Origin of the sequence: Microbaculum marinisediminis (assembly GCF_025397915.1) — a bacterium.
GTDB lineage: Bacteria > Pseudomonadota > Alphaproteobacteria > Rhizobiales > Tepidamorphaceae > Microbaculum > Microbaculum marinisediminis.
Genome location: NZ_JALIDZ010000013.1, coordinates 96,911 through 121,501 on the forward strand (window position 1 = coordinate 96,911; position 24,591 = coordinate 121,501).

21 protein-coding genes are annotated in these 24,591 nt (G+C 59.9%); 9 read left to right on the top strand and 12 right to left on the bottom strand.

Annotation, left to right across the window (positions count from 1 at the left end; translation table 11 throughout):
• Nucleotides 1–617 precede the first annotated feature (617 nt).
• The 4 genes from MUB46_RS22375 (at nucleotide 618) to MUB46_RS22390 (ending at nucleotide 3,978) form a co-directional block, all read left to right on the top strand.
• Nucleotides 618–1,085, top strand: coding sequence for a sugar 3,4-ketoisomerase (locus tag MUB46_RS22375; RefSeq protein WP_261618197.1), 468 nt, complete (start codon nucleotides 618–620; stop codon nucleotides 1,083–1,085).
• 7 nt (nucleotides 1,086–1,092) lie between these two features.
• Complete coding sequence (locus MUB46_RS22380; protein WP_261618198.1) at nucleotides 1,093–2,190, top strand: DegT/DnrJ/EryC1/StrS family aminotransferase; 1,098 nt, start codon at nucleotides 1,093–1,095, stop codon at nucleotides 2,188–2,190.
• A 41-nt stretch (nucleotides 2,191–2,231) separates the two neighbouring features.
• Complete coding sequence (locus MUB46_RS22385; protein ID WP_261618199.1) at nucleotides 2,232–3,113, top strand: LbetaH domain-containing protein; 882 nt, start codon at nucleotides 2,232–2,234, stop codon at nucleotides 3,111–3,113.
• A gap of 73 nt (nucleotides 3,114–3,186) precedes the next feature.
• The gene (locus MUB46_RS22390) at nucleotides 3,187–3,978 is read left to right on the top strand and encodes a sulfotransferase (protein ID WP_261618200.1); all 792 of its coding nucleotides are present in this window, start codon (nucleotides 3,187–3,189) and stop codon (nucleotides 3,976–3,978) included.
• A gap of 86 nt (nucleotides 3,979–4,064) precedes the next feature.
• Here MUB46_RS22390 and MUB46_RS22395 read toward each other — a convergent pair whose 3' ends face one another.
• The 3 genes from MUB46_RS22395 to MUB46_RS22405 all read right to left on the bottom strand — a co-directional run bounded on the left by MUB46_RS22395 (nucleotide 4,065) and on the right by MUB46_RS22405 (nucleotide 10,323).
• On the bottom strand, nucleotides 4,065–6,365 hold the full coding sequence (locus tag MUB46_RS22395; protein WP_261618201.1) for a glycosyltransferase 61 family protein: 2,301 nt from the start codon (nucleotides 6,363–6,365) through the stop codon (nucleotides 4,065–4,067).
• A 532-nt stretch (nucleotides 6,366–6,897) separates the two neighbouring features.
• Nucleotides 6,898–7,938 carry a sulfotransferase family protein gene (locus MUB46_RS22400; protein WP_261618202.1) on the bottom strand — a complete coding sequence of 347 codons (1,041 nt, stop codon included), beginning with the start codon at nucleotides 7,936–7,938 and terminating at the stop codon, nucleotides 6,898–6,900.
• 45 nt (nucleotides 7,939–7,983) lie between these two features.
• Nucleotides 7,984–10,323 (bottom strand): glycosyltransferase family 2 protein, encoded by a 2,340-nt coding sequence (locus MUB46_RS22405; RefSeq protein ID WP_261618203.1) that lies wholly within the window; start codon nucleotides 10,321–10,323, stop codon nucleotides 7,984–7,986.
• A 962-nt stretch (nucleotides 10,324–11,285) separates the two neighbouring features.
• On the opposite strand from MUB46_RS22405, the gene MUB46_RS22410 reads away from it, so the two are divergent.
• Nucleotides 11,286–12,695, top strand: coding sequence for a radical SAM protein (locus MUB46_RS22410; protein WP_261618204.1), 1,410 nt, complete (start codon nucleotides 11,286–11,288; stop codon nucleotides 12,693–12,695).
• A 20-nt stretch (nucleotides 12,696–12,715) separates the two neighbouring features.
• On the opposite strand, the gene MUB46_RS22415 is transcribed toward MUB46_RS22410, so the two are convergent.
• From MUB46_RS22415 to MUB46_RS22455, 9 genes are all read right to left on the bottom strand, one after another.
• Nucleotides 12,716–13,558: a sulfotransferase family protein gene (locus MUB46_RS22415; protein ID WP_261618205.1), complete on the bottom strand. Its 843-nt coding sequence runs from the start codon at nucleotides 13,556–13,558 to the stop codon at nucleotides 12,716–12,718.
• 229 nt (nucleotides 13,559–13,787) lie between these two features.
• On the bottom strand, nucleotides 13,788–14,825 hold the full coding sequence (locus MUB46_RS22420) for a hypothetical protein (RefSeq protein ID WP_261618206.1): 1,038 nt from the start codon (nucleotides 14,823–14,825) through the stop codon (nucleotides 13,788–13,790).
• A 4-nt stretch (nucleotides 14,826–14,829) separates the two neighbouring features.
• Complete coding sequence (locus MUB46_RS22425) at nucleotides 14,830–15,807, bottom strand: ketoacyl-ACP synthase III (RefSeq protein ID WP_261618207.1); 978 nt, start codon at nucleotides 15,805–15,807, stop codon at nucleotides 14,830–14,832.
• Nucleotides 15,804–16,436 (bottom strand): hypothetical protein, encoded by a 633-nt coding sequence (locus MUB46_RS22430; protein WP_261618208.1) that lies wholly within the window; start codon nucleotides 16,434–16,436, stop codon nucleotides 15,804–15,806. Before MUB46_RS22430 ends, MUB46_RS22425 begins: the two co-directional genes overlap by 4 nt.
• A 141-nt stretch (nucleotides 16,437–16,577) precedes the next feature.
• Nucleotides 16,578–16,718: a hypothetical protein gene (locus MUB46_RS22435; protein WP_261618209.1), complete on the bottom strand. Its 141-nt coding sequence runs from the start codon at nucleotides 16,716–16,718 to the stop codon at nucleotides 16,578–16,580.
• On the bottom strand, nucleotides 16,715–17,824 hold the full coding sequence (locus MUB46_RS22440) for an MBOAT family O-acyltransferase (RefSeq protein WP_261618210.1): 1,110 nt from the start codon (nucleotides 17,822–17,824) through the stop codon (nucleotides 16,715–16,717). Before MUB46_RS22440 ends, MUB46_RS22435 begins: the two co-directional genes overlap by 4 nt.
• A gap of 52 nt (nucleotides 17,825–17,876) precedes the next feature.
• On the bottom strand, nucleotides 17,877–18,491 hold the full coding sequence (locus MUB46_RS22445; protein WP_261618211.1) for a hypothetical protein: 615 nt from the start codon (nucleotides 18,489–18,491) through the stop codon (nucleotides 17,877–17,879).
• Entirely contained in the window at nucleotides 18,488–18,754 is a 267-nt protein-coding gene (locus tag MUB46_RS22450) for an acyl carrier protein (RefSeq protein WP_261618212.1), read from the bottom strand. Before MUB46_RS22450 ends, MUB46_RS22445 begins: the two co-directional genes overlap by 4 nt.
• Nucleotides 18,755–18,882: 128 nt before the next feature.
• Nucleotides 18,883–20,679, bottom strand: coding sequence for a hypothetical protein (locus MUB46_RS22455; protein ID WP_261618213.1), 1,797 nt, complete (start codon nucleotides 20,677–20,679; stop codon nucleotides 18,883–18,885).
• 396 nt (nucleotides 20,680–21,075) lie between these two features.
• Here MUB46_RS22455 and MUB46_RS22460 point away from each other — a divergent pair, with 396 nt between their 5' ends.
• The 4 genes from MUB46_RS22460 (at nucleotide 21,076) to MUB46_RS22475 (ending at nucleotide 24,591) form a co-directional block, all read left to right on the top strand.
• The gene (locus MUB46_RS22460; protein WP_261618214.1) at nucleotides 21,076–21,726 is read left to right on the top strand and encodes a helix-turn-helix domain-containing protein; all 651 of its coding nucleotides are present in this window, start codon (nucleotides 21,076–21,078) and stop codon (nucleotides 21,724–21,726) included.
• A 119-nt stretch (nucleotides 21,727–21,845) separates the two neighbouring features.
• The gene (locus MUB46_RS22465; protein ID WP_261618215.1) at nucleotides 21,846–23,024 is read left to right on the top strand and encodes an ABC transporter substrate-binding protein; all 1,179 of its coding nucleotides are present in this window, start codon (nucleotides 21,846–21,848) and stop codon (nucleotides 23,022–23,024) included.
• 123 nt (nucleotides 23,025–23,147) lie between these two features.
• Nucleotides 23,148–23,894, top strand: coding sequence for an ABC transporter ATP-binding protein (locus MUB46_RS22470; RefSeq protein ID WP_261618216.1), 747 nt, complete (start codon nucleotides 23,148–23,150; stop codon nucleotides 23,892–23,894).
• On the top strand, nucleotides 23,887–24,591 hold the full coding sequence (locus MUB46_RS22475) for an ABC transporter ATP-binding protein (protein WP_261618217.1): 705 nt from the start codon (nucleotides 23,887–23,889) through the stop codon (nucleotides 24,589–24,591). Before MUB46_RS22470 ends, MUB46_RS22475 begins: the two co-directional genes overlap by 8 nt.

Sequence of the window (24,591 nt, forward strand, 5' to 3'; positions counted from 1 at the left end):
AAGATCGGGAAGGACATTCCGGAGAAGACAATCAATGTCTCTCCGAAGGACGGTGATGTCGACCTGAACTCAATAAGAGATTCTGTCGGGAGAAGTCTTCCCAAATTGAATAGGTCGTATGACGTTTATAATAAAATTCAATTCGTAAATTCAAAGCATTCCTAGAGCGCACGTTTCCGGTGCTGGGGCGGCCCTTAAAAGGGGGGCAGTCGATCGGCATGGCATGGTCACCGTCTCCGCGAGGAGAGGGCCGATGGAGCGGGGTCGCTTCTGGCTGACGGACGATCGGCTTGCGAGGGGGAAGCGGCCTCTTCCATGCCCTGGTCAGCGCCGGCGGGCCACCAGCGCCGCTGTTCGTCGTTGTGCCGCATGGCGGTTCCGTATGGCGCACCCTTTCCGGGGCCTGAGATGTCGATTGACTGACATTTCGCGGGGGGCTAAACGAGGACAGCCTGTATCCCCCACTGTAGCTGCGGTTGTAGCTAACGTTGTTTGTGGTCACGGAACGCGTCACCCCACCTGTGCAGACAAACGTGGTGATCTAGGTTGCAATCCGACGAAAAATCGCCGTCTCGGTCATTAGCGGTCGATACAAGTTTGAAGACATAGGCACTCGGATGACGCTCGTACGACAACCTGCAGTCTTAAGCGATACACCCAGTCCGGGCACCTACGGCCGGTGGCCGACTTTGGTGCCAGTCTCGCTGTATGAGGACGAACGGGGCAATCTCGGCGTGGTGGAGGGACAGTCCCTGCCGTTCGCGGCGAAGCGCCTCTATTTCATGTTCGACATGCCGAAGAACACCGTGCGCGGCGAACACGCCCACAAGACGTTGCAGCAGGTCATGCTTTGCCTTTCCGGCAGTGCCGAAGTGATGTTTTGGGACGGAAGCCGGGAAGAGACGTTCGAACTCTCCTCCCGCGATGTGGGGATCTATGTGCCTGCCGGTTTCTGGCGGCGGATCCTGATCAAGGAGGAAGGGACCGTAATCGCCGTGCTCGCCTCCGAGCTTTTCGACAAAGGCGACTACATCTACAAAAAAGAAGATTATCTCCGATACATCAGCGGAAATTCCGGACGGTAAGCGGGCCGTGGACTTCCTGAGTGTCCGATACACGTACGACGTGCTGCGCGAGCCGATCGACCGCGCAGTTGCCGAGACGCTGGACTCCGGATGGTATCTGCGGGGCGACCGCACCGTAACGTTCGAGCGTGATTTCGCTGCCTATTGCGGAACCCGGTTTGCCGTCGGATCCAGCAACGGCCTGGATGCGCTGTACGCGATTTTGGCGGCGTACAGGATCGGCCCGGGCGACGAGGTCATCGTTCCCGCACACACCTTCATAGCGACATGGCTCGCCGTCAGCCGGACGGGAGCGACGCCTGTGCCGGTCGACGCGGATCCGGCCACGATGAACATGGATCTCGGCAAGGCTGCTGCCTCGATAACGGGACGAACCAGGGCAATCATCCCGGTCCATCTCTATGGCACCGTGACGGACGTCGTGGCGCTGCGGCGGGCCGTGGCTGGACGCGATATCCGGATCGTCGAAGACGCCGCGCAGGCGCATGGCGCGGCGATCGACGGCGTGCGCGCCGGCGCTCTGGGAGATGCCGCGGCATTCAGCTTCTACCCGGGCAAGAATCTCGGCGCGTTCGGCGACGCCGGAGCCGTCACGACCGACGATGGCGAACTGGCCACGCGGGTTCGGGACCTGTCGAACTACGGGTCGCCGGAAAAGTATGTCCACGACTATGTCGGAGTGAACGCCCGCATGGACGAAATCCAGGCGGCGGTCCTGTCGGTCAAGCTGGCCGTGCTCGATGAATGGACGCGCCGGCGGCAGGAGATCGCGAGAACCTATGACGCCGAGCTGAAGGACTGCGCCGGGCTGACCCTGCCGGAACTCGAGGACGATCCGGCGCGTCAGGTCTGGCACCTATATGTCGTCAGGACGGCGGAACGGGATCGGCTTGCCGCACGGCTCGAGGAGCTTGGCGTTCCGACCATTATCCATTACCCCGTCCCCATCCATCGCCAGGGCGCCTACAGGGCGTTGTTTCCGGATTCCTCGTTTCCCGTTGCCGAAGCAATCTCGGAAACGTGCCTCAGTCTGCCCATCGGGCCACATCTGACCAACGAGGAGGTCGGTCGCGTTATAGACGGCGTTCGCGCCGCCTTGCGGTGACAGTTTGCCTGGCCGGGCCGCGAACGAAAAAGGGTAACGCGATGTTCCAGTTGTCGTCGGTGACGACCGAAGCCGTCATACGCGACGGCGCCTTCGCCCGGACCGATTTCGCCTTCAGCACGGAGCCGGGAACGCTGTGCTGCGCGGCGACGAAAAAGTATCTCAAGCTGGCCAACGAGAAGCCCTCGATGGCGGCCATCGTGACGACACGCGAACTGGCGGATCATGCGCGTCCGGATCTCGGGGTCGTTGTCTCTGAGTTGCCCCTCAAGGCGTTCTACGAGATCCACAACAGGCTCGTTCTCGATCATGGCTTGCGCCCGGAATTCGAACCGCGCCAGGCGGCTTCCGCGCGGATCCACCCCTCCGCCCAGGTGACGGAGCGTTGCATCATCGGCGAGAACGTCGTCATTTCTCCCGGAGCGATCGTCTGCGACGACACGATCCTCGAGGACGACGTCTTTATCGGCCCGGGCGCGCTCGTCGGCGTCGAGGGGCACTTCTACAAGCAATTCGGGAATGACCGCGTCAAGGTCGAGCACGGCGGTGGCACGCACCTTGCGCGCGGGGCGCAGGTGCTCGCAGGGGCAATCGTCCAGAAAACGATATTCAACGATTCCACGATGATCGGGGAGGAGGTCGTTCTCGGTCCCGGCACCCTGGTGGCACACGGCGTGGACATCGGAGCGCGAACCATCCTTGCCGGAGGCGCCCAGGTCGCCGGCTTTACGACGATCGGAGAGGATGTCTGGATTGGTCCGTCGGCGGTGATCAGCAATTTTATCCAGATTGGCGATGGGGCGAGTATCGAGCTCGGCGCCGTAGTCGGCCGGAGCGTACCGGCAGGCCAGCGGCAATCGGGGGCATTCGCCACGGAGCACAAGCTGAACCTGCGCGCCCACGCCAAGCTTTGGCGGCTCTGAGCGCGCGGGCGCAACGCCGCCACGCCCGGCCGCCCGACACCAAAGGCGCAATCGCGTCCAGCGGAGAGATGAAGTGCAGCGTTTTGTAATTTATGCGACGGGTCGAACCGGATCGTCCGCCATCGTGGATGAGCTGAACAATCACCCGCGGGTGATCTGCCACTCGGAGATAGTGCGCCCACGGCCGCTCGATGCCGTTGCGGCGGCCTTCGAGAAATTCGGCAAGGACTATCCCGAAAAGGCCAACACGATCGATCGCGTGCTTCCCTACAAGCTGTTCGCCGAAGAGGACGATGATACGGCCATATCCCCTGACAGTTTCGGGGCCTACTGGCAGTACATCGAATCGAAGGCGATCCCGGCGCCGCAAGCATTGGGATTCAAGGTGCTCGAGGCCCACGTCAAAAACACGGCCTTTCCGGATCTCTGCCGCGAGAGTGATGTCGCTATCATCCATTTGGTCCGCCGCAACGTGTTTCGGAAGGTGATCAGCTGGATGGTCGCCAAGCAGGTCGGGGTCTACAACAGCCGCGGCAACTACGAGCCGGAAGCCGGCCGCCGCCTGACACCGGACCCCGCGGACGTGGTGAAGCGCGTCCGGCGTATGAAGACGGGAAACGACTCGAGCGAGGCGGAGGTGGCAAGTTCCGGCGCACGGTCGATAACCGTCTACTATGAGGATTGGCTTGCCGACAGGGACGCGTTCTTTGCACGCGTATGCGGGTTTCTCGGCGTCGATGCGGTTACGCCGGACCAGACGACGCTGATCCGGATGGTCCCCGAACCGATGGAGGAACTGCTCGGAAACTATCCGGCCGTCGCCGACGCCATGCGGGCGGCCGGGTTCGGGGAGTATCTGGACTGACGATCGGCACCTTTTTTACCGGTTAGTCACGGACCTGCCGTCTCCGGTGACCGACGCACGGACCGATTGAGTCGTTCGGCGCCGGTCTATTTCTCCACGTCGTCCAGCGCCGCCGAGAAGACCTCGATGTCGACGAAATACGGCAACTGCGGAAAGCCGGCTCCGTGGAATCCTTCGTGATGGAATTCGCCGAGCATCCATTCAAATCTCGAGCCGGTCGCATGCCCGAGTGCCGGATAGTAGTTCTTGGCCGACTGCCGGGGAGCGAAGCACATCGCGGCCATACCGCGGGGCGCGAAAATCAGATTCGCAAACGCCGCACCGGTCGGTCCGGCGACAATCGACGTCTGAGACAATAGCTCAACCTGTTGCTGTGGCGTCAGTTTTGCCGGATCGACAACCTCGAAGCCTCGCGCAACGGCGAAATCGCGCAGTTCGTCCTCGTTTATGAGGGGACGGCGGTGCGTGTCGCTGAACTCCCGAGACCAGAATATTCTCTTCCCTTGCCCTTTCGGAACGGCTTCCCCGATCCCCAGCCTGCGTCGCAGGGCGTCGAGCAGGACCGGATCGGGGAGAGACAGCATGCGGGCCGGCGTCGGCAGCAGGAGGTCATCGAAGACATAGGCAGTATCCGGATCGAGCCGCAACGTGCGATCCTTGGCTATGCCGAGGAATTCGAGAAGAACATCAACCCAGACCGGAACGTTGTCGGGCAGAACAAAAACTCTGTCGTCGAAATACCCCTTCTCCAGAAGGTAGGGGACCTTGCTGTAGTTTTGGATGAGCGCGTGATAATAGTTGAAGAACTGCATGGGTTGCCCCATGAGATAGATCGATTTTTCGGAGATCCTTTCGACCGTGGCGGGGGCGCGGTAAACCATTCCGGCATCGCCGGCGGCGATCAGACCCGAGGTCGGCGGCAACATGTCGATGCGCGGATCGAAGAAAAGCGAATCGCCTTGCGGGCCAAGCAGGCGGATGTGCTCAAGAACGGTGACATCACGAAGCTGGAAGGCGTCCAGTTCGGCGTATGTGACCGGCTGTGACACGGATCTGCGGTCGTCCTTGCGATAGGCCGTGAAGTCCACATTTCCCGAAGCGGCTTCGAATACGCTGGTCGTGTCCTGGCGCCCGGAGAAGTCTTCGATCTGTACGAACGGGGCAGCGCGGACTTCATACTCCCCGTGTGCAAATTCCCTGGCGAGGGATGCCGCGTCGTCTTGGCGGCCGATCTGGCAAAGCGCCTTCATGTAACGGGCAAGAATATCCTTATCGCCCGGCTCGTACGACAACAGGGTCTCATACACGGCAACTTCGGCTTCGTGGTCCCCGTAGACCGAATGCAGTTCAGCCAATTGCCTCAGCGCGATCGCCGAGCTTTCGTCACATTCGAGCGCGGCCTTCAGCAGCAAGAGCGCAGTATTTCCCGCAAAGAGACTCCGTGTTTCGGCATCGCGAAAAACCGAGACACCCCAGTCGGCCAAGGATGTCGTCTCTCGCTCTTCCCCGAACCGGAGGACCCGCAGTCGCCGCAACTGTGAGACAACGAGCCCGGCCATTGCAGCATAGACACGAGCCTGTTCGGTTTTTGCGTCTGCGTCTGGTACCGGAAACAGGGAATCGTGAATGTCTCGGGTTACCGACGGCATAAATATCGATAATTCGCCATAGACATCATTCAGGTTGTTTTCGAACGTGCTGAGTCTCACGAGCTGCTTGACGGATATATCGATGTCATTCGCTCTCTCCGCCCAAACGGATAGAAATATTTTCAGATTCAGTATTTGTATGTTTTTGGGGAACTTAATTTGCGCTATTTCGACTATATAATAGGCTTCATCGGTCCGTTTTGCGCGGCGCAATTGCGCTGCGATCTGAAATATATTCTTGGGAGTAAGCGTGTCCGAGTTTTTTAGAAGGCCTATTCCTTGCAGGGACACCGAATCTATATTCGATAGGATATGCTTTATGGCGATGTTGCCGAATTTCTTATCGTTCGGATTGCGCCGGAACAAATCTTTGAGAGCCTGCGCTATCTCCTCAGGCGAGCCCTCGACAGCGCCGGCAAGCGCGCGGAATTGATTTCGAAAAGACTCGTTATCAAGTTTCTTTTCTTCCAGTATTTTCGAGATAGCAATCGTCACGCCTGCATCTTTGGGGATATTGCATATATCTAAAATTACATTGCTTTTATTCTGAGTGTTAATGGAGTTATTGTCTATAATGGCTGATATCAGATCGGTCAGCGCGCTGGTGTCGCCTTCCGATTTTCTGGCTTTTTTAATGAGGCTTCTGATCGACCGTCTTTTTATTGGCCCGAGATGCTTGGCTACAGTTTTTTCGATCTCATCATAGTAATAAGAAGCTGTAAGCGGTCGAGATTGCATACTCTGTGCGTTGCCCCAATTGCAGCTGGATAGAGACGGCTGGCCGCAGCACTGACCGGACCCGGTGACGATTCAGTTCCCGGCGTTAGGGTCTAACATGGAGTGCTGTTTGATTGGCGGAAAATCCAGCATAGATCGACGGTCTCACCGAAGGCAATGCTGATGTGGGGCCGATAACCTCACACCGAGTTTTCCTCCAGCTGAAGTCGGGGGCCGGCTCCGATTGTGCCATGAGCCACAAGCTCGGGCCGCCGGAAGGTGGGGATTCCCGGCCTTTTCACGATGGCGCGCTGGCGGCGCCGATCGGGACTGTGAACGAGACCCGGGCCTTGCGCGAAAACCGGTGCCGGAGCAGCGGGAAAGCCGCCCTTCAGCGGATACCACTGCCGCCGCCGTAACGGGGCGCGCGCTACTGTGCCGATAGATGCACTGCCGGGGGCCTGCCACGCGATATCAGAGGGGACGAGAGCTGCCTTGCCCCCGTCAGGCCGGTTTCAAATCGCATTTGGATCCGATCTCGAGAGGCCGGGTCCTAGTTGGCGGTTCGTTTGACCGGCGGTCTGATTGCCCTGCGCAACGATCGTACCGCTCCGAGAGGGCGTTCGAAGCGCCAGACCAGGCTTCGAAGGCGGTTATTCTCGGTCTCGAGCTCGGCGCATTTGGCCGCCGATGCGTGGTATGCGACCCGATATTCCTTGGCTATGACTTCCAGGTTGTCGCGCAGGTATTCCGGGTCATTCGTGCTTTCGATCCAGGGCGCGACGTCTGCAAGTGTCGCAACGGCGCAGTCGGCCAGATCGTCCAGCGCAGCAGGCCGCTCTCCCTCCTCCGCCCAGAGATCGAGTTGCCGATAAAGCTGGTCGGCCATGCCATGGCCGAGAATGCTGTCGTGATGGCGTAGCGTATCGCTGACGACGCCCGTAGCGGCCGCCAACTCCGCTCCCGACAAGGTCCTTCCGATCGCCGCGGCAAGGATGGCGGCCTGGGTTGCGGGGGCCGTGAACCACCGGTCATAGGAGATCGATGCGCCGACGAGGTCGCGACCGGCGGTCAAGGCATCCACGTTATTGACGAGCCACAACAGCCGCCCGAAGGCGCGGGGCAGATCGTCGCGTTTCTCAAGCGATGCGGCAACGGCGTCCGGCGCGCGCGCGCACAGCACGCCAGCCAGCCGAATGCCGCAGTCATCCGCGATCGCCTGCCACAACGGCAACAAGCGGCAGACGCGCGGATCCTTGACCATCCACGGGGTGCCGTTCGCGGCCTCTACGCCGGCCCGGATAAACGCCTCGAGTTCCCGTCTCGGCTCCGTTATTGCCGGGTTGTCCAGCCATCCATCGGGCATTGGCAGGCTTGCGCGTATGCCGCCCCAGGACCGATCAAGGGTTGCCAGGATGGTGTCGTGCAGACCGACAAGGTCGGCATCTTCCCAATAGCCGCGAGGATTGAATTCGTTGGCCTCCAGGAGCCGATCGCGGGTCCAGGCGCCCAGCCGTGTCAACATCTCCGCAGCGAGCGAGGTGCCGCTGCGGTGCATGCCTATGACAATCACGATGTGAGGCTTGGTTGCCACGGTGTCGAATCCGGCGCAGTTCCTGAAGTTCGCGCTGATCGCCGCCTATGCGGACCTGACCCCAGTACCATACAACTTCGTAAGCGCCAATTTCGCCAGCCTCCGCACAGAGTTGGGCGTGCGCCGGTAGACCCGCATCATAGCAACCAGGATCCTGCTGGCGCCGGGACTGCGCAGGAGCGCCTGGACTGCTGCATCCGGTCCGTCGGCAGCGGCCGCCGGCCCGACCGAGGCCGCGGCATCGGAGCTCTGAATCATGCTCACGAACGTTTCGACAAGACGATAGTCGATCCCATCCGGCGGCGACCAGTTCTGGCGGTCCGATTCCAGTTCTTGTTCGATGGCGTCGTAGTCAAAATGGAAGCTGAGGGAGTCGAAAAAGGCCTGATTGTAATTCCTGCTATCGGAAATGACGTCGAGCCGGTCATCAACCGACAACAAGTACTTCCCCCTGTTGTCTGAAGGGTAGAAGCTCGCCGCATGGATCAGGCTTCTGGAGGTTGCCTCCAGTCTGTCGGGATCGTGAATGCAGGTCTTCAGGATTCGTATCAGCTCAACAACATCCCACGGCGGGGTCTTATACGTATGCTTGGCGGCTGCGCGTTTGCTCGGAACCGCGATCGGATCTATCCCGATGTTTTCGCAGAACGCCGCGAAATAGTTGTCTTCTCGCCGCAGCTTCTCGTAGTCGAGCAGCGATAGGTTGCCTCCGGAAAAAACGCTCCATGGCTCAAGCATTTCACGGATGTTTAGAAGCCGGTTCCTGTTCTCGACCAGGAATTCGAAAATATTTCGGGATTCTGTCGAGACGACACTGGTGATGCGCTCGCGATAAATCGACTCGATATACTGGTCGGACCGTCGGATCGTGGCGATCACCCGTCGGTTCGGGAACGCGCGAAGAAATTCATCCGCGCGGTCAACGTATTCTCGGCGAACCTCGTCGGTCGTGAATGGGAAGCAAAGATTCTCGCAGCTAAGTACGATCTTCTTGCAGCCGGAATCGACGATTTCTTTTTCCAGCTCATCGAAAACAGTGCGGTCATTGTTTGTGATCGCGCGCGCGATGGCCTGGTGTCCGGGCGTCCCTTCGGGCTTCAGCGAAACGCCGCGATGATCGACAAATCCGGTTTTCGGGAACAGGACGCCGATCCGTCGAAGGGCCTCGTCATTGCGAACAAACTGGCGCTGCAGGTGAGTCGTGCCGGTCTTGTGCAGGCCGACATGCACGATCAACTCGCGATCCGGATAGCTCTGTGCGGTCTTCACCGGCGTGGGGCCGGCAGGCTCCGGCTTGGGCAACCGTGCCGCGTTGGCCTGCCTCGCCATCTCCTGCAGGCTTCGGACGTTGTCCCAGTCCTGGGAGACGATTCCGCGCCACACGGCGGTTGCCAGGTCGGGGGAGAAAAGTTCGCCCCGCTTGTTCGGCAATCCGAAATTTACAATCTCCCGGGCAATCGGATCCAGCAAGATCTGCGGATTGGGCTCGCTGCGAGCCAGCGCCTTGCTCAGGACGGGACGGATACGCAGCGCGAGGTCGTCTTCTTCTAGAGCGGCCTCCAGGACAGGCAGTTCCCACAGCAGCCTTGAAAGCGAATGTACGACTTCGCGCTCAAGATGAATGGGCGAGATCCGGCCTTCCCGCACGCAGGCCTCGGCCAGCCCCGTGCACTTGTCGATAAGGGCCGTCATCATTTCGATGTCACGCGGCGACTTGTCCGATGTCGTTATCGACCCGGAGCGGCGGCGCCACACGCGCGTCGGCATATCGGTCAGTGCGAACTGCGCATCGGAAAACACGGTCTCCAGAACATACAGCCGATCTTCGAACTTCTGCTGTGCCTCGTCGAACCGGATTTCCGAGCTTTCCAGGAAACCGCGCCGATAGATGGACTGCCAGGACGAGACGATGAACTGGAGCTCGGGCATCGCCGCCAGGTTCGTCTTCGGATCTGTCACCTGGAAGAATTTTCTGTCGCGGCCGAGAATCTTGTGAGTCGCGAGCTTTGAGCCGCGTTGTTCATGAATCACGGTCACGCTGTGGCAGACGTCGGCGCCGCTCTTGTGCGCCCAGCTAACATGATGGGCCAATCCACCCGGCAGCAGGAAGTCGTCCGCATCAAGATAGGCGATGTACTCGCCGTTCGCGTTTGCGACACCGGTATTGCGCGCGGCAGACAGGCCCCGGTTCGCTTCGTGCGTGACGATCCGAACCGGATTGGGAAAGCGGCAACCGGACAGGAACGATTGGGAGCGTTCACAGGGGTTGTCGTTGACGATGATGATCTCGAAATCGCGCAGGTCTTCGGCAAGGACAGAATCGACCGCCTGTTTGATGTAGGCGTAGTCCTTGTAGAACGGGATGATGATACTGATAGAAGCCATGCGTTATTCGTCCGGGTATTGTTCGTGTGGTGTGCCGAGATTCAGGTTGTAAAAGCGCGGTGGTTTATATTCATTTTCAATCCCGATCTAATTCTTAGCGCTGATCGTTTCGGCTGGATTTGTCGAGCTTGCGTTTTATTTAATTGTGCAATGCTTCTGGCTGAATGAACTGCGGTTCTGATCCCGATGCCCCTCTTATGGAAGGCGCTCCCGAGTCCGCGCTCTGAAATGGTCGGATAATGAAGTGGGGCTGGCGGTATGCTCTCGTCCTATCGCCCGGAAAACCCGTGGTGCGTCGCGTTTCGAACTGCCTGTTCTCTATCGAGATCCAGTCGTCACGATTTACGTCCCGCGAGCCGTCGACCACCGTAGTCCGACCCCCGTCTCTTGTGGCCGCCGTGGAACGCCGAATTGGACGTTCCGCCACACTTACCATTCATGGGGCCTGCTTACGAATCCCCGCTTGACGCAATGTCAGCTTCCACTGAAGGCCGGCGCTTGCCTGTTCAATCCTGTTATTTGCCCCGGATGGGGGACAGCGTAAAGCACTAATTTGAACGGGTTCAATTGCCTCGCAATGCAGGAAAAACGTTCTGGGGTGAGGGAAGACCCAGCTCCGACGACGCTCTGTCGGATCTCGCGGCAGCGGCCGCCGGCGTTTGTGCGACTTCTCGGCCCGGTCGGACGCACGCCACAACGCGCGAACGCGGGATCGCCTTCAACAAGCCAATCACCCATTGCCGCTGACCCGATCCAGCCGTTCGTGGACCCAGCGGATCGGTTCGTCACGGCGCCCCTTTCTCAAGAAAGAAGCCCGCAATCGACGGCCTGCGGTCCCTCTCAAGCACCGCGCGCTTTCGCGCATTAAGTGCGCACGCCGGCTAACGCGTTCCAGAACTTGTGCGCGCCGTCGTGGTCTGCCACTTTGGCAAGCACCTTATCTGCGGTGGGGTGCAATCCAAATGAACATTCAATCGACAGCCGTTAGAACGGGCAAAGAATCCGGCGGCCTGGATAACGCCGAGTTCGAAGCGATCCGGGCGCTCTATCGGTTTGATCGATCTGTACAGCTGGATCGCTACTACCGGGATGGCGAGGGCATTCCGCTGAAAAGTATTGGAATCTCGATCACCGAGAACTGCCAGCTGAAATGCAGGTGGTGCCATATTGCAGAGATCGGATTCCTCAAGAACTATATGGACAAGGATGATTTTCGCGCGCTGCTTTCATCGTGCGGGCCGTTGGATGATATCCATCTGACCCCTCGCGGAGAGGCCTTCCTTCATCCCGACTTCATGGACATCCTGAAGATCTGCCGGCAAGTGCAGCCTCAGGCGAAAACCCGCGTCATAACGAACGGCATCTATTCCCTGTCTGGCGGCCGGGCGGACCTGCCTGCCTATCTCGACTACGTCGCGTTCTCGGTCGACGGGGCCACCAAGGAGACCTACGAGCTGATCCGGAAGCCGGCGAAGTTCGAGAATTTCCTCGAATCGGTCCGGCGTTTCGTGGCGCACAAGGAGACGCACCAGACGGGCGCCGTCTACAAGTTCATCTTTACCGCAGGAAAGCTAAACCTGCCCGAACTGCCGCAGCTCGTGGAGCTTGCCGCGGAACTCAAGCATATCGAATCCATATTTGTTGCTCCCATGCGCATCAGATTGGGGGCGATGCAGCGCTTTGCTGACGAATTGCTGGATGCGATGGATGACAGTGAGCGCGTCGCGCATCTGGACCGCGCCAAGGCACGCGCCAGGGAACTGGGCATTGGCCTCACCATCGCAAAGAACTGTTATCCGGACCGGTTCGCTCAAACGCGGGACGTCGTCGAGGAGGATGTCGACGAGGAGGACTCGCAGGTCGTGGAATTCGACAACACACCGTTCCTCGAGTTTTGCAACCAGCCCTGGAACGGCGGGATGCGCGTGGGCAAGAGACTATTCCCATGCTGTTACATGCCTGCGGGGCTGCCGCCGGAGCTGAGCCAGGAGCTTGCCGAGCGGTATGGTTTCGGCGAAGAGATCTCCTCCTATGCCGATGCGCATTTGGCCGATTTCTACAACTCGGAAGCATTCTGGCGTTTCCGCCACGACATGATGACCGGTGAGGCAGCCAAGTTCTGCCGCAACTGTACGATCGGGAAGGGCGACTACAAGACCTACGCGCAGAGGGTTGCCCCGCGCCTGGATCCCGCAGCCTTGCAAACGAAGCTGGAAAACCAGAAAAGCGCCTTAGAAAGACAAGGCGCAACAATAAAGCGCCAGAAGCGCACTATCAAAAGGCTGCAGATTCGCGAAAACCGGAATGCGTTTGGGAAATACAGGAAGATTGCTGAAGAGGCGCTGAGGCGGCTTGGGCTATACTCGCGATAGCGTAGTGTTGGCTGGTTTCTCTATGTTTTTCCTATATGAGATACGTTGTCGGCAAATCTGATCTGGTAGGCCAGCGCGTTTTGCGCAATGTCTCTTTCCGCTTCCGTCAGGCGTGATTGGAACGAGCCTGCACTGTCTTCCGAGACGCGCCCCGATGTACTTATCGGTGTCGAGAAGGGGTTGTCTTTCGAATTGGATTGGCCGTTTAATTCTCTCGACAAAGTTGTTCCGACAAAATTTTCAAGATACTTTATCGACGCCTCCGTCGAATGAACCAGATCCTCATATCGCACGAAGGCTACCTGAGGATCGTTTATTAAAGAGCGATGTCTTGCGGCCATACGATTGAAATCGACTTTTACGGTTTCCAATACGTGATCTAGGGTGAACTCCAGGTTTTTCCTGAGAACAACGTCTTTTCGCGACGCGACGACGTCGCGCGGATCGCGGACGATAAAAACGAAATAGGCCTCCGGAAACAATGCTCTGTACTCGTTGAAATACAGGGCGATGTCCGGGTCCTTTAAGACGAGCCCGAATTTGTGTGGCTGATCCCGCAAGAGGTTGGATATTACGTTGTCGATATGCGTTCTGTATATTTGAAGCTTCGTATCTTCGCTTCCGAAATACGCCTGAAAGCGGTCTGGTGTTGCACTATTGTGCCGGACCATCGTCTTTATAATGGTCGTTATTATCGTGCATTCCGGAAATTGAATGTGGTTGTTGCCGCTGCAAAGAATCCTGTTCAGCAGCGTCGTCCCGCTGCGCGCAGGCCCAGTAACGAAAACCAGGCGTTCATATTTATTCTCGCGTCCCCCCGTCTTTTCCATATTGGATACCCAGCCAATGATCTTGTTGCCCAAAGGGCCAACCGCACTATTGAACCTGTTCACCATGTTCTTAGTGACGAAATTCAGCTAGCCCAAGCGAAATCCGCGGCGACGGTTGTCATGCGGCGCCCCGCTCTGAACGAGCTTTCCGCCAACGTCATCGCGCACCAATCACCGCTCTGGACGCAGCCAAAGACGGCTGATCGGAAAAATATATATCGGCTAACAATATTTCCAGCGGCGCCGTCGCATCAACCAACTTTTAGTTGCCGCGGGAAAGATACTCGTCGACCTTCTCGGCGAACCAGGGCGCTACAAGGCGCGCCCCGTCCTCATCCAAATGGTTCCTATCGGCGTAGCTAAACTCGGTTCGAAACAGCGCCATCAATGCCTCCGGCCAAGCCGTCAGTTCGGCGCCGTATTTCTCCTGAAAGCGGGTCATATGCTTCTGCTGAAGCTGATCCTCGTCGATGCTGTTCAGGTTTACGAAAATCACCTTCGTCCCATGTTCTTCAGCCAAGGCAAGAATAGTCTTGGCAACCTTTAGGCTGAACTTATATTTCGGGTTGAACAAATTCTGATTGATCGGGTTGGTGTCCAGTTCGGCCAGCAGTTTATCGACGTTGCTGAACGGGCCTTTCTGCCTGTAACGGCCGAGGGTGGGGTCATAGGCAATATTGCCGTTCAATCCGTCGCATCCCAGCCAGAGGCTTCCCAATCCCGCTTCCAGAGATCCAAGGCGCGCTTCGAACAGCGAAAAGAGGTTCTCGACAACGCTATTCTCTTCGACGTTCAGCGCATAATCGATGAGTTCCGGGCTCTTCAAAACGCCGCTCAGCTTATCGAGCTGTTTCCATTGCGGCTGTCTCCGGGGGTTGCCCATTTCGACGACGATGAGCTTCACCCGCCGGTGTTCGAGCAGATCGGAAAGCATCTGCACCCACGCGAAATTAGAGCCGCCGGGCTTGGCCAGATCGACGATCGACAGAGGCTTGCCCGTGTGCTCCTCGAATACCCTGGCGATTTCGCCGGCATCCACGGCGCGCGCCATCCGCGACGTCCCGAAGAACGCGACATCGACGTCGCGGTCGTCACAGAAGACCGATGCCGCATAGTCCTTGTATTTCGAGCTATAGCGGAAGGCGCTCAGGTCCGGCATCAGAACCATGGCAGCCAGCCCCGCGGCAATGAGTCCGAAGGCGAGGAACGGATAGAAGCGCCTCGATGCGCGCACGCTCTTCTCCGGCGGATTGGCCGGGTCCTTGTCCGGTGCGGGGGAGGGAGGCGCTTTCCGGGACATGTGATCAGAACCGGATCACCGTGGTTCCCCACGACAAGCCGACGCCGAAGCCGGACAGCAGGACCGTACGTCCCGCAAGTTCCCCGGCCTGCTGGAGCCTGTTCAACACGATCGGGATCGTGGAGGAGACCGTGTTACCGGTGTCGGAGATGAATATAGGCACCTTGGCGATATCCAGGCCCATGCGCCGGGCCAGCAGCGTCAGCATGTAGCGGCTCGCCTGGTGGAAAACGAAAAGGTCGACGTCGTCGCGGGTGAGCCCTTCCCGGGCAAGGCAGCGATCGACGGATTCCGGGACCCGCTCGAGCATGAAGTTGAGGATTTCGCGTCCGTTCATATGCAGGCTCGGCGTCGGTTCGCTATCCGCGGGAGACGGCGGTCCCTCGCTCGCAACCGCGCCGTCCAGCTTGGCCCCCTGGAAGCAGAGGTGTTCGGCCCCGCTGCCGTCGGTACCGAAGTCGAAGCTTCCCAGCCTGTCGATACCGTCACGCCTTATGAGGCTGCACGTGGCCCCGTCTCCGAACACGGTAACCGTCGCCTTGTCCCGGCGCCGCATGATCTTCGAATACGGGTCGCAGGTGACGATGAGACCCGAGCGCATCCCGGTGGACAGGAGCGCCCTGGCGACGGACAGGGCGTGGACGTAGCCGGAACAGCCCAGCGACATGTCGAACGCCATGATGGTTGTCGGCAACCCGCAGGCGTTCTGGATCTGGGCGCTCATATGGGGCAGCCGCAGATCGGGCGTCTGCGTTACGGTGATGAGGAAATCGAGATCATCGCCAGCCGTCCCGCCGTCGGAGAGAACCTCACGAACCGCACGCGAGGCGAGATCGCATCCGGTCTCGTCGTCGCGTAGAAAACGGCGCGTTTCGATGCCGACCTTCTCGCGGATGAACTGGGGATCGGAATCCGTCCACCCGGCGACCTCGTCGGCGTCGACGATCCAATCTGGCAGAGCGACGGCAATCTTCTCGATCATGGCTTGTGTTTCTTCTGGCTGGTTCGGTGTTGCGAAGCGCGAAGGGGAGCGCAGCCGGTCTCCGCGGCGAAAGTTGCAATATCGGAATAAAGGCCGAGATCCCGATTCATCAAGATTGCCTCGTCTCTCCGGGCGATCTGCCGGGGGGTGACGTCCTTGAGTTCGTGCTTGTCCGCAGAGACCAGAAAGAGCCGGCCCGGCGCCGCCCGAGCGGCTTCGGCCAACGTGGCAAGGCCATTGAGGTCTGCCGACGCGAAATAATACCCTTCCTTCGGCTTTCGCGCTCTGCCGGTATTGTCCCGCCGCGCCAAGTCCTCGACGAAGCCGAACAGCCTGCCGGTCGACTGCCAGGCCTCCACGGGGGAAAAGGGCTCACTCGCGGGCAGGTAGTCGAAGTTGAAGCCCCGGTTATCTCGGTTGGGGAACCAGGTGTAGTTGCCGATCTGGACAACGATCGGTCCGGACGTGTGAACGGTCGCGAACGCGACCAGGTCGGCCAGATCCTTGAAAAAGGTCTGCGGCACCGTGACGAATATCGGGGGACGCCCGTCACATGCTTTCCCGAGCTGTTTCTGGAACCAGCTGTCGCCGAAGACCATCGGCTTCTCGGTGCCGTCGTTCCGAAACAAGGCAAGGCTCGCCCTGTAATCCTTGCCATGCGGCTCCAGGGCCGACTTCAGAGCGATCAGCGCCCCGGACTGGCGCAGAAGATGCGCCGTCGCGATGACCAGGCAGAGAGCCACCAGGAGCCGGAGGAAGGACCGCATCGGTCAAAGATCCACGTAGAGGAATTCCACGTCCGACAGCGGCCATTGCGTCAGGATAACGAGGATGGCGATGGCGACGGGGAGAAGCAGGAGAACGGCTTTGGTCTCTGTCCAGAGCCAGCGTTTGGCCGTGCCCAAGGTCATCCCAGTTCTCCCGCGGCGAAATCGGAAAGCGCCGAAACGTAAGTCATCGTAGCGAACCATCCCAGGCCCTGCAGGAGCAGGTTCAGCGCCGGATACTCCTGCGAGCGGGCCCATATAGCACGCACCTGCGGATTGCGCTGAGTCCACGCGAAGAGTGCCAGGGCGACACCGTGGCCAAAGCCCCACAGCAGGTAGTTCCAGGTAAAGGCATGCCAGACGCCGATGAAGGTGAAGGCCAGGACGATCCCGAGGTAACGGTGCCCGGTCCGGCGCACATAGGGGTGGTAGCCGAGATTGTTGGTCACCCAGACCAGGCTCATGTGCCAGCGCTGCCAGAATTCCTGGATAGTGCGCGCCATCCAGGGGCGGTTGAAGTTCTCCCGGCTCTCGATGCCGACGAAGCGGCACAGGCCGACGGCGATGTCGACGTAGCCCGAGAACATGACGTAGATGTTGAAAAGGCCGGCCCAGAGGGCGAAAACCTTGAACAGCAATCCGACGGTGCCGTCGTCCATGCCGCTGAACCGGGCAGCAAGCTGTGACGTGACCGCCGGTCCCAGCCACGCCACCTTGGCAATGCCGATCAGCACGCGCCTGGCACCGTAGGCGACATCTTCCTTCGCGGGCAGCGTGCACAGCGCCGCGACGTTGATGCGGTCGGCGAACTGGATCGGCCCGATCGGCAGGGTCGGAAAGAACAGGAGCGAGAGGAATACATCGCGCGGTGCGAAGCGCTCCTTGGGAAAGCGCCACGTCCAGACGATGGTGCCGAGGGTTCTGATGTAGATGAACGGCAGGAACAGGAGCGAGAGGTCGCCGTGGTCGCTCGCAATCCGCCCGGCAATGAAGATCGCGGTCACCGGTACGACGCCGGCCGATACCCAACGCCGGCTGTCCAGATGCACGAAGATGGCGGCGTAGGCCGCCATCAGAATTGCCGTTATCGCCGTTTCAGCCGATGCGATGAAGGCGAAGGCGATCGAGAACAGAAGGGCGTTGGCGAGGACCAGCCGTTCGGATCGCAGGAGATGTGCGCCGAGATGCCCGAGCATGAAGGCCATTACGAACGCCACCGCCGACATCAGGTTGTCGAATACGATGGTCACGGCAGCTGCTCACGAATGAAACGTGGGGCGCGGATTGTTATGCGCCCCGTCGTCATGCGGGGATTCGTGCAAAAAAGATCTCTCCGACGACGGAGCCGTCGACGAGGAGATCGCTGGCGCTCCACTGATTTGCGCGCATGCCTGTTATCCGGACCTCCAGGTCTTTGGCGGCCTGGTCGGCCACAAGGTCCTGTATGCGGGCGGCGGAGTCCGTGCGGAAGCGGGTGTATATCCACTTTCCCGACGTCTCGACGACGCGCTCGTGCAGCGTCTTGGTCAGGTAGATCGCCGCGCTGAACAGGTCCGGCCCGGATATTTCGGTGATCTTGCCGGTTTCGCCTTCAAGCGATGCACGACCCTTAAAGGCAGCCTCGGGATCGTCAGCGGACCGTCGCGCATCCTGATCGCTTTCGATGTAGACGAACATCGCGTTGTCGTCGCCGGACCGCAGATGGAGGACGGCGGCAGCGTCGCGGGCCTCGGCAGGGGGCGCCGCTCGCGCGAATTGGCCGTCCTTCGTGGAGAAGCGGGGAAAACGCAGGTCCATCGAACCAGGAGACGCCCCAGCGAGCGGCGTTACTTCCGTGAGGACGTGCATCGTGAAATCCACGCCCCGGATGTAGTTGCGGTGACCGTAGATAAACGGCCGGAACGGCGTGGCGCTCACAGCGCGCTGCGAATGAAGCTGACGAGTTTGCCGACGGTCTGCAAACCCTGCTCCTCGGCGGTTTCGTCGGGGATCTTGATGTCGTAGTGCTTTTCGAGGTCGAGCAGAAACACCGACCAATCCAGTGAGTCCAGGATTCCGTCGTCGATCAGGTCGGTATCGCCGGCGAGCTTCACGTCGGATCGGCCGGTTACGGTAGAGACGATTCCTTCAATCGCTGCGATGAAGGGCGCGTCATCCGATGGCTGTGCCGATGTGTTCATGGGGTCCACTTTCTCTGACTGTACTGTTCTTCGAGCCTGAAACCGACGTCTTTTCCAGCGCCTAGCCGGCTGGATTCCCCTATCCGAAAGGTTCCGGCAGTTCAACCATCCGGCCTTCGCGCCGACCGCTACTCTTCGTCCATTTCGTCATCCAGAGACTCTGTCTCGTTGCCATCGCTTTTCAGGATTGCGGTCACTGCGCGGGCGGCGTCAGCGGCATTCTGCGATTCGACAACGGCGACCGCCCGCTCCTTGTCGAGCAAGACTGCATGCGCTTCGCCGCCGATGCAGCCATCGAACCCCCGAGGACGGTAGGCGATCGCGATGAAGCGATCCGTCAGTGCCGCCAGCCAGAGTCGGATCTCCGCGTCGGGAAGCGCGGCGAGAACGCGAAAGCCGATAATGATGTATTCCGCTTTCGACAGGTACGCCGTCAGCAATGCGATACGGGCGATATCCCGTCCGTCCAGACCATCGCCGTCGTCCGCTGCCTGGCGGATTATCTCGATCGTCGGTGCTATTTCGGCGATTGCGGTTCCCGCCAGACGCGCTTCGAGAGTGTCTTCGGTAAAGGAGAGCAGTCCGTTTTCGGCCAGGCGGTCCGGTTCGGCGAGGGCGGCTGTGCAGCGAAGCGCCGTTGCGTTGAGCTTTTCGCGCGTTGTCTGCCGCGAGCGCTGGGTCAGGGCCAAGGCAAAGAAATACTGCGTATAGCGATTGAGCTTTGCCGGCGCGATGATCGCGACCGGAACGCCGCGTTGCACCGGGACGTCCTTCCCCAAGGCACCGGGCACGTGGTTGGCCTGCTTCGCCGCGTGCAGCACCGGCTTGCCGAAGAAGCGCCCCGGATCCTTGAGCGGGCTCGTCAGATATTCATAGGCGCTGCGCAGGACGCCGTAAAACCGAGCGTAGGTGGTCAGCGCGATCGTGGTGCCGGTCAGGCCGCTGATGGTAACGCGCAGCATGACGAAAAAGCCGATGACCTGCGCCAGCGGCATGACCCCGGAAAGCGCCTCGTAGCCAAGATAAAAGCCGATTGCGGCGACGGCGACCGCGGCCAGAACGTTGGATACGAACTCGGATTGTCGCGGTGACAGGATGTAGGACGAGAAAACTTCGATGCTCGCCCGATTGGAATCGCTTTCGATCAGGTTCTGTGCGAGCGCCGGTCGGTCGGCTATCACCGTGTTTTCGTCGCCGATCGTGTCGAGTGTTTCGTGCATGGCCTTGCGGAAGGCGCGATTCACCTCCTTGCGGCTCTTCTGCACCGCAACCACGCGATGGCTGATGATGTAGTTGAGCGCCGCCGCCGGGATAACCAGCAGCGCCAGGAAGGCGACGACTTCTCCCGCGATCCAGATCATGCCGACTACGGCGGGTATAACGAGGAGGATGTGGCGCGGCAGTGTCAGAAGCACGTTGATCGGCCGAAACATCATCTGCTTGCCGTTCGTCACATCCAGGACCTGCTTCGAGATGGAGCCGTTCCGCTCGAGCCCGGTGCGGGTCGGATATCCGCCCTCGAGGTTCAACACCGATTCGACGATCTTCTCGGCGAACGCGGTCGACAGGTAGAAGCTCATTCGCGCGCTCAGGTAGATGACGAACGTCGCCGTGACCATCGCTGCAGCGACGACGGTCAACATCAGCGCCATCCACGCCCCGTCGCGCGTGTCGACGGAAAGCCCAAGCACGACCAGCGCCGTGTTCGTCTGGGCCGAAGAAAAGAACCAGATTAAACCGGCAAAAGCCGCCGCTTGCAGGCTGCGTCCCACTGTTACCAGGCCAACGAGGAGTGCGACTTGCAGCGGCCTGAACAGGACGAGGTTGGTGATGAGCCAGCGCAGCGTCTCGATGTATCGTTGCGTACGCCGCCGCACCAGTTGTTGGCCGGTCAGACCGTGAGAGGCGGTGGACGTCTCGGACATTTTCGACGTGGTGTTCCGTTTCTTGATCGCGCCAGATCGTGAAGTATCGCGCCGTCACGGTCTATTGGAAGCGGCCTTGGCAAGCAATTGGTCACGCTGTGCATGCCCGAGAAAGGCGGACCTGCTATTGGGATGGTTTAGCGGCTTTGATAAGGCGGTTTTTTGCGCTGCCAAACCGGCCCTTCAAATCTGCCATAGCATGTGCCCTGTCGGGAGTGTTGCTGACCGGGGTTATCGGAGCAATCGAGGTCCTGCGCTAGGCGTTGGACTCGGTTATGGGCACGGAGCTGGCCCGGATCACGGGGCAGGCTGGGCGCGGCTTGGATCTGTGCATTTCGCTGGTATTTTCAAAGTTGAAAATGGGAAACATGATGGGTAATTCTGTGTAGCTGCAGGATGGAGCAGGATCGAGCCAGGGCGCAGCAATCGATGGCAGTGCAAAAATCCAAGCATGCGCAGGATGATGCCCCGCTGCCAACGACCAAGGACAATGTGGGAAAGCATCTGCGGCAGCGGCGACTGGAGCAGAATCTGACGCTCGTCGAGCTTTCCGACAAATGCGGCGTGTCCTTCGCCACCATTTCCAAGATCGAGACCGGCAAGGTCTCCGGCGGCTTCCAGACGATCTACAAGATCGCAAGGGGACTCGGTCTTCTGGTGACCGACATATTGGAGCCGGAGGTCGATCAAGACGAGAAGATCGTTTTGCAGCGGCGTGGCGATATCGAGCCGCACCGCACGTCGCTCTACGACTACTATCCGCAGGCCACCCGCGTGCACGGGCGACTGAATTCCGGCATCATGGTTGTCCATACGAAGAAAGTGCCGGACCGTATCGACTGGAGCAATCACGAAGGCGAGGAGGTGGTAACGGTTCTCTTCGGCTCTATCGGCTTGTATCTCGAGGGAGACGAACCGCTGCTTCTCGGACAGGGGGACAGCGCCTGTTTCGATTCAGGCATTCCCCATGCCTATGTCTGCACAAGTACCGATCCGGCCGAAATCATCTTCGTGTCCACGCGGCCTCCTCACCGCGGAAATTCCTGATTTTCATATAAGAAAATTTTCATTATTGACAATTTTGTTGCCCCTTCATAGCGTCGACTCCGGGAGCCGGCTTCAGGGAGAGGTCCCGAAGCCCAATTTGATCTACGGAGGAAATCGACGTGGTTTTTCGCAGGGGAGTTTCGCGCCTGGTTCTGGCGGCTGCACTTGGCTTCGGTCTGGCGGGCAGCGCTGTGGCGGAAGAAGAGATCATCATCGGCGGTGCGCTCAGCCTGACCGGGGTTCAGGCGCCGCTTGATGAACCTGGCCTCAAGGGCGCTGAAGTTGCCGTGAAGGCGTTGAACGACCAGGGCGGCCTGCTCGGCAAGAAGGTCAAGCTGATCAACATCGACGGCAAGAGCGATCCGGTGACTGTCGGCAACAACGCCATCAACGTGATCGATCAGGGAGCCGAGCTGATCATTGCGCCTTGCGATTTCGATTTCGGCGGTCCCGCCAGCCGCGAGGCGCAGAACGCGGATATCGTCGGCATCTCGACTTGCGCCTCCGATCCGCTTTACAGCGCCTGGTCGCTCGGCGACAAGCAGTTCACGCTGTCGATGTGGAACACGGCTATGGGCGCGACCGCGGCCGAGTATGCCTTCAATGAGCGCGGCTGGAAGTCAGCCTATGTCGTCACCGACCAGTTCATTGCCTATACCAAGAGCCTGAGCAAGTATTTCACCCAGCATTACAAGGACCTGGGTGGCGAGGTCGTGCTTGAGGATGCCTACACGCAGGGCGCGCAGGACTTTTCGGCGCAACTCGCCCGGCTTCAGGCCCTGCCCGAAAAGCCGGATGTGATTTTCATCTCGTCTTATATGCCGGACCTCGGTACCATCATCCGCGCGATCCGCGAAGTCGGTATCACGACGCCCATCATGGGCGGTGACTCCTACGACGATCCGAGCCTCTTCGAAGCTCTGGGCGAGCGCTTCGGCAACGACATCTACTTCGTTAGCCATACCTGGATGGGTTCTGAGGCGCATCCCGACATGAGCAAGTTCATCGAGCTCTACAAGGCCCAGCACGGCGCCGAGCCCGACACCTCCTTTGTCGCCACCGGCTGGGATACGGTCATGCTGATGGCACAGGCGGTCGAGATCGCCGGCTCCACCGACGGTGCGGCCGTTGCCAAGGCGCTCGAGGAAAACGAGTTCGACCTGCTCACCGGCAAACTCTCTTATTCCAATGCCGAGCTCGGCCATCAGCCGGACAAATCCGCTGCGCTCATCGGCATCAGCGGCGGCAAGCCCTCCTTCCTCGGCTGGCGCCGCGCCGAGAGCCAGCCGCCTCTCTGATGCGCTGAAATCGGCGGCGGGGCGGGACGTTGCCAGTCTCTCCCCGCAGTTGCCGGCACGTACTTTCCGGATTCGGCAAGGTCTCACCTTTCCAAGTCATCCACACAATCCGGCTGCAAGAACATGGCCAATCAAAGCCTGAAGGCGAATTCCATCACGGTGGAATTCGTCGGCCTGCGGGCTCTCGACACTGTCAGCCTCACGCTGAACCGGGGCGAGATTCTCGGCCTCATCGGGCCGAATGGCTCGGGCAAGACGACGCTCATCAATGTGCTTACCGGGCAGGTGAAGCCGGTCTCCGGCACAGTCACCTGCGACGGCGAGGATATCAGCGCATTGCTGCCGCGCGAAAGGGCTCTACACGGTATCCTGCGTTCGTTCCAGACCGTGCGACTGTTCTCCAATCTGACGGTGGAGGAGAACATCGAGGTCGCCGCAATTGCCAAAGGCAGTTCGCGTCGAGAGGCCGGCAGGGTCGTCGATCGCCTGCTGGAGGAGTTCTCGCTGGGGACCTATCGCGCCGAACTCGCCGGTTCGCTCAGTTACGGCGACGAGCGTCGTGTCGAAATTGCCCGGGCGCTGGCGGCCGAGCCGAAATATCTGCTGCTCGACGAACCCGCTGCCGGCATGAACGAGGACGAGTCGGCGACGCTCATGCAGATTCTCGCCCGTCTGCCGCAGGAGCGTGACCTCGGCATCGTCATCATTGACCACGACATGCCGCTCATCATGCGCCTATGCCACCGCCTGCAGGCCATTGCTCAGGGAAGAACCATCGGCGAGGGCGGGGTGGACGAGGTGCGTCGCCTGCCGGCGGTGATCGAGGCCTATCTGGGCGCCGACGCTTTGACAACTGAAGACCATGCTTGAGATCGAAGAGATCGAACTGCGTTACGGTGCCGTCAAGGCGGTACGCGACGTGAGCCTGCGGGTGGAGCAGGGGGAACTCGTCACGCTGCTGGGGGCAAATGGCGCCGGCAAGTCGTCCACGCTGAAATCCATCGCCGGCGTCCTGAAACCGGCGCGCGGCACAATTCGGCTCGATGGGCGCGACATCTCCGGGCTGACGCCTGAGCAACTCGTGCGCCGGGGTGTGGCTATGGTGCCGGAAACCCGCGACGTGTTCCCCGATCTGACTGTTGAGGAAAACTTGCAGCTCGGCGCTTTCTGTCGCCGCAGGGATACGCGCGGTGTTGCGGCCAGCCAAGAACGAATGTTCGAGCTTTTCCCGCTGCTTGCCGAGCGCATCCGCCAGCCGGCCGGAACGTTGTCCGGCGGCCAGCAGCAGCAGCTCGTCATCGCGCGCGCCATGATGTCCGATCCCCGGCTGCTCCTTCTCGACGAGCCCTCGCTTGGCCTTGCGCCTGTTATCGTCGATCGCATTTTCGAGATGATTTTAGAGCTGCGCCAATCCGGCGTGACAATCCTTCTGGTGGAACAGAACGCCTCCAAGGCGCTCAAGATCAGCGACCGCTCCTATGTGCTGTCACTCGGCCGTGTCGCGACGTCCGGCGCTTCGGCCGACATCGCCGCGGGGTCCGACCTGAAATCGATCTATCTGGGGTGA

Bases quoted from the DNA above. Each gene is read 5' to 3' on its own strand.
- MUB46_RS22470 (WP_261618216.1), top strand. From the start codon at position 23,148: ATGGCCAATCAAAGCCTGAAGGCGAATTCCATCACGGTGGAATTCGTC.
- MUB46_RS22435 (WP_261618209.1), bottom strand. From the start codon at position 16,718: ATGACCTTGGGCACGGCCAAACGCTGGCTCTGGACAGAGACCAAAGCC.
- MUB46_RS22460 (WP_261618214.1), top strand. From the start codon at position 21,076: ATGGAGCAGGATCGAGCCAGGGCGCAGCAATCGATGGCAGTGCAAAAA.
- MUB46_RS22420 (WP_261618206.1), bottom strand. From the start codon at position 14,825: ATGTCCCGGAAAGCGCCTCCCTCCCCCGCACCGGACAAGGACCCGGCC.
- MUB46_RS22450 (WP_261618212.1), bottom strand. From the start codon at position 18,754: ATGAACACATCGGCACAGCCATCGGATGACGCGCCCTTCATCGCAGCG.
- MUB46_RS22410 (WP_261618204.1), top strand. From the start codon at position 11,286: ATGAACATTCAATCGACAGCCGTTAGAACGGGCAAAGAATCCGGCGGC.
- MUB46_RS22395 (WP_261618201.1), bottom strand. From the start codon at position 6,365: ATGCAATCTCGACCGCTTACAGCTTCTTATTACTATGATGAGATCGAA.
- MUB46_RS22475 (WP_261618217.1), top strand. From the start codon at position 23,887: ATGCTTGAGATCGAAGAGATCGAACTGCGTTACGGTGCCGTCAAGGCG.
- MUB46_RS22385 (WP_261618199.1), top strand. From the start codon at position 2,232: ATGTTCCAGTTGTCGTCGGTGACGACCGAAGCCGTCATACGCGACGGC.
- MUB46_RS22455 (WP_261618213.1), bottom strand. From the start codon at position 20,679: ATGTCCGAGACGTCCACCGCCTCTCACGGTCTGACCGGCCAACAACTG.
- MUB46_RS22425 (WP_261618207.1), bottom strand. From the start codon at position 15,807: ATGATCGAGAAGATTGCCGTCGCTCTGCCAGATTGGATCGTCGACGCC.
- MUB46_RS22375 (WP_261618197.1), top strand. From the start codon at position 618: ATGACGCTCGTACGACAACCTGCAGTCTTAAGCGATACACCCAGTCCG.
- MUB46_RS22405 (WP_261618203.1), bottom strand. From the start codon at position 10,323: ATGGCTTCTATCAGTATCATCATCCCGTTCTACAAGGACTACGCCTAC.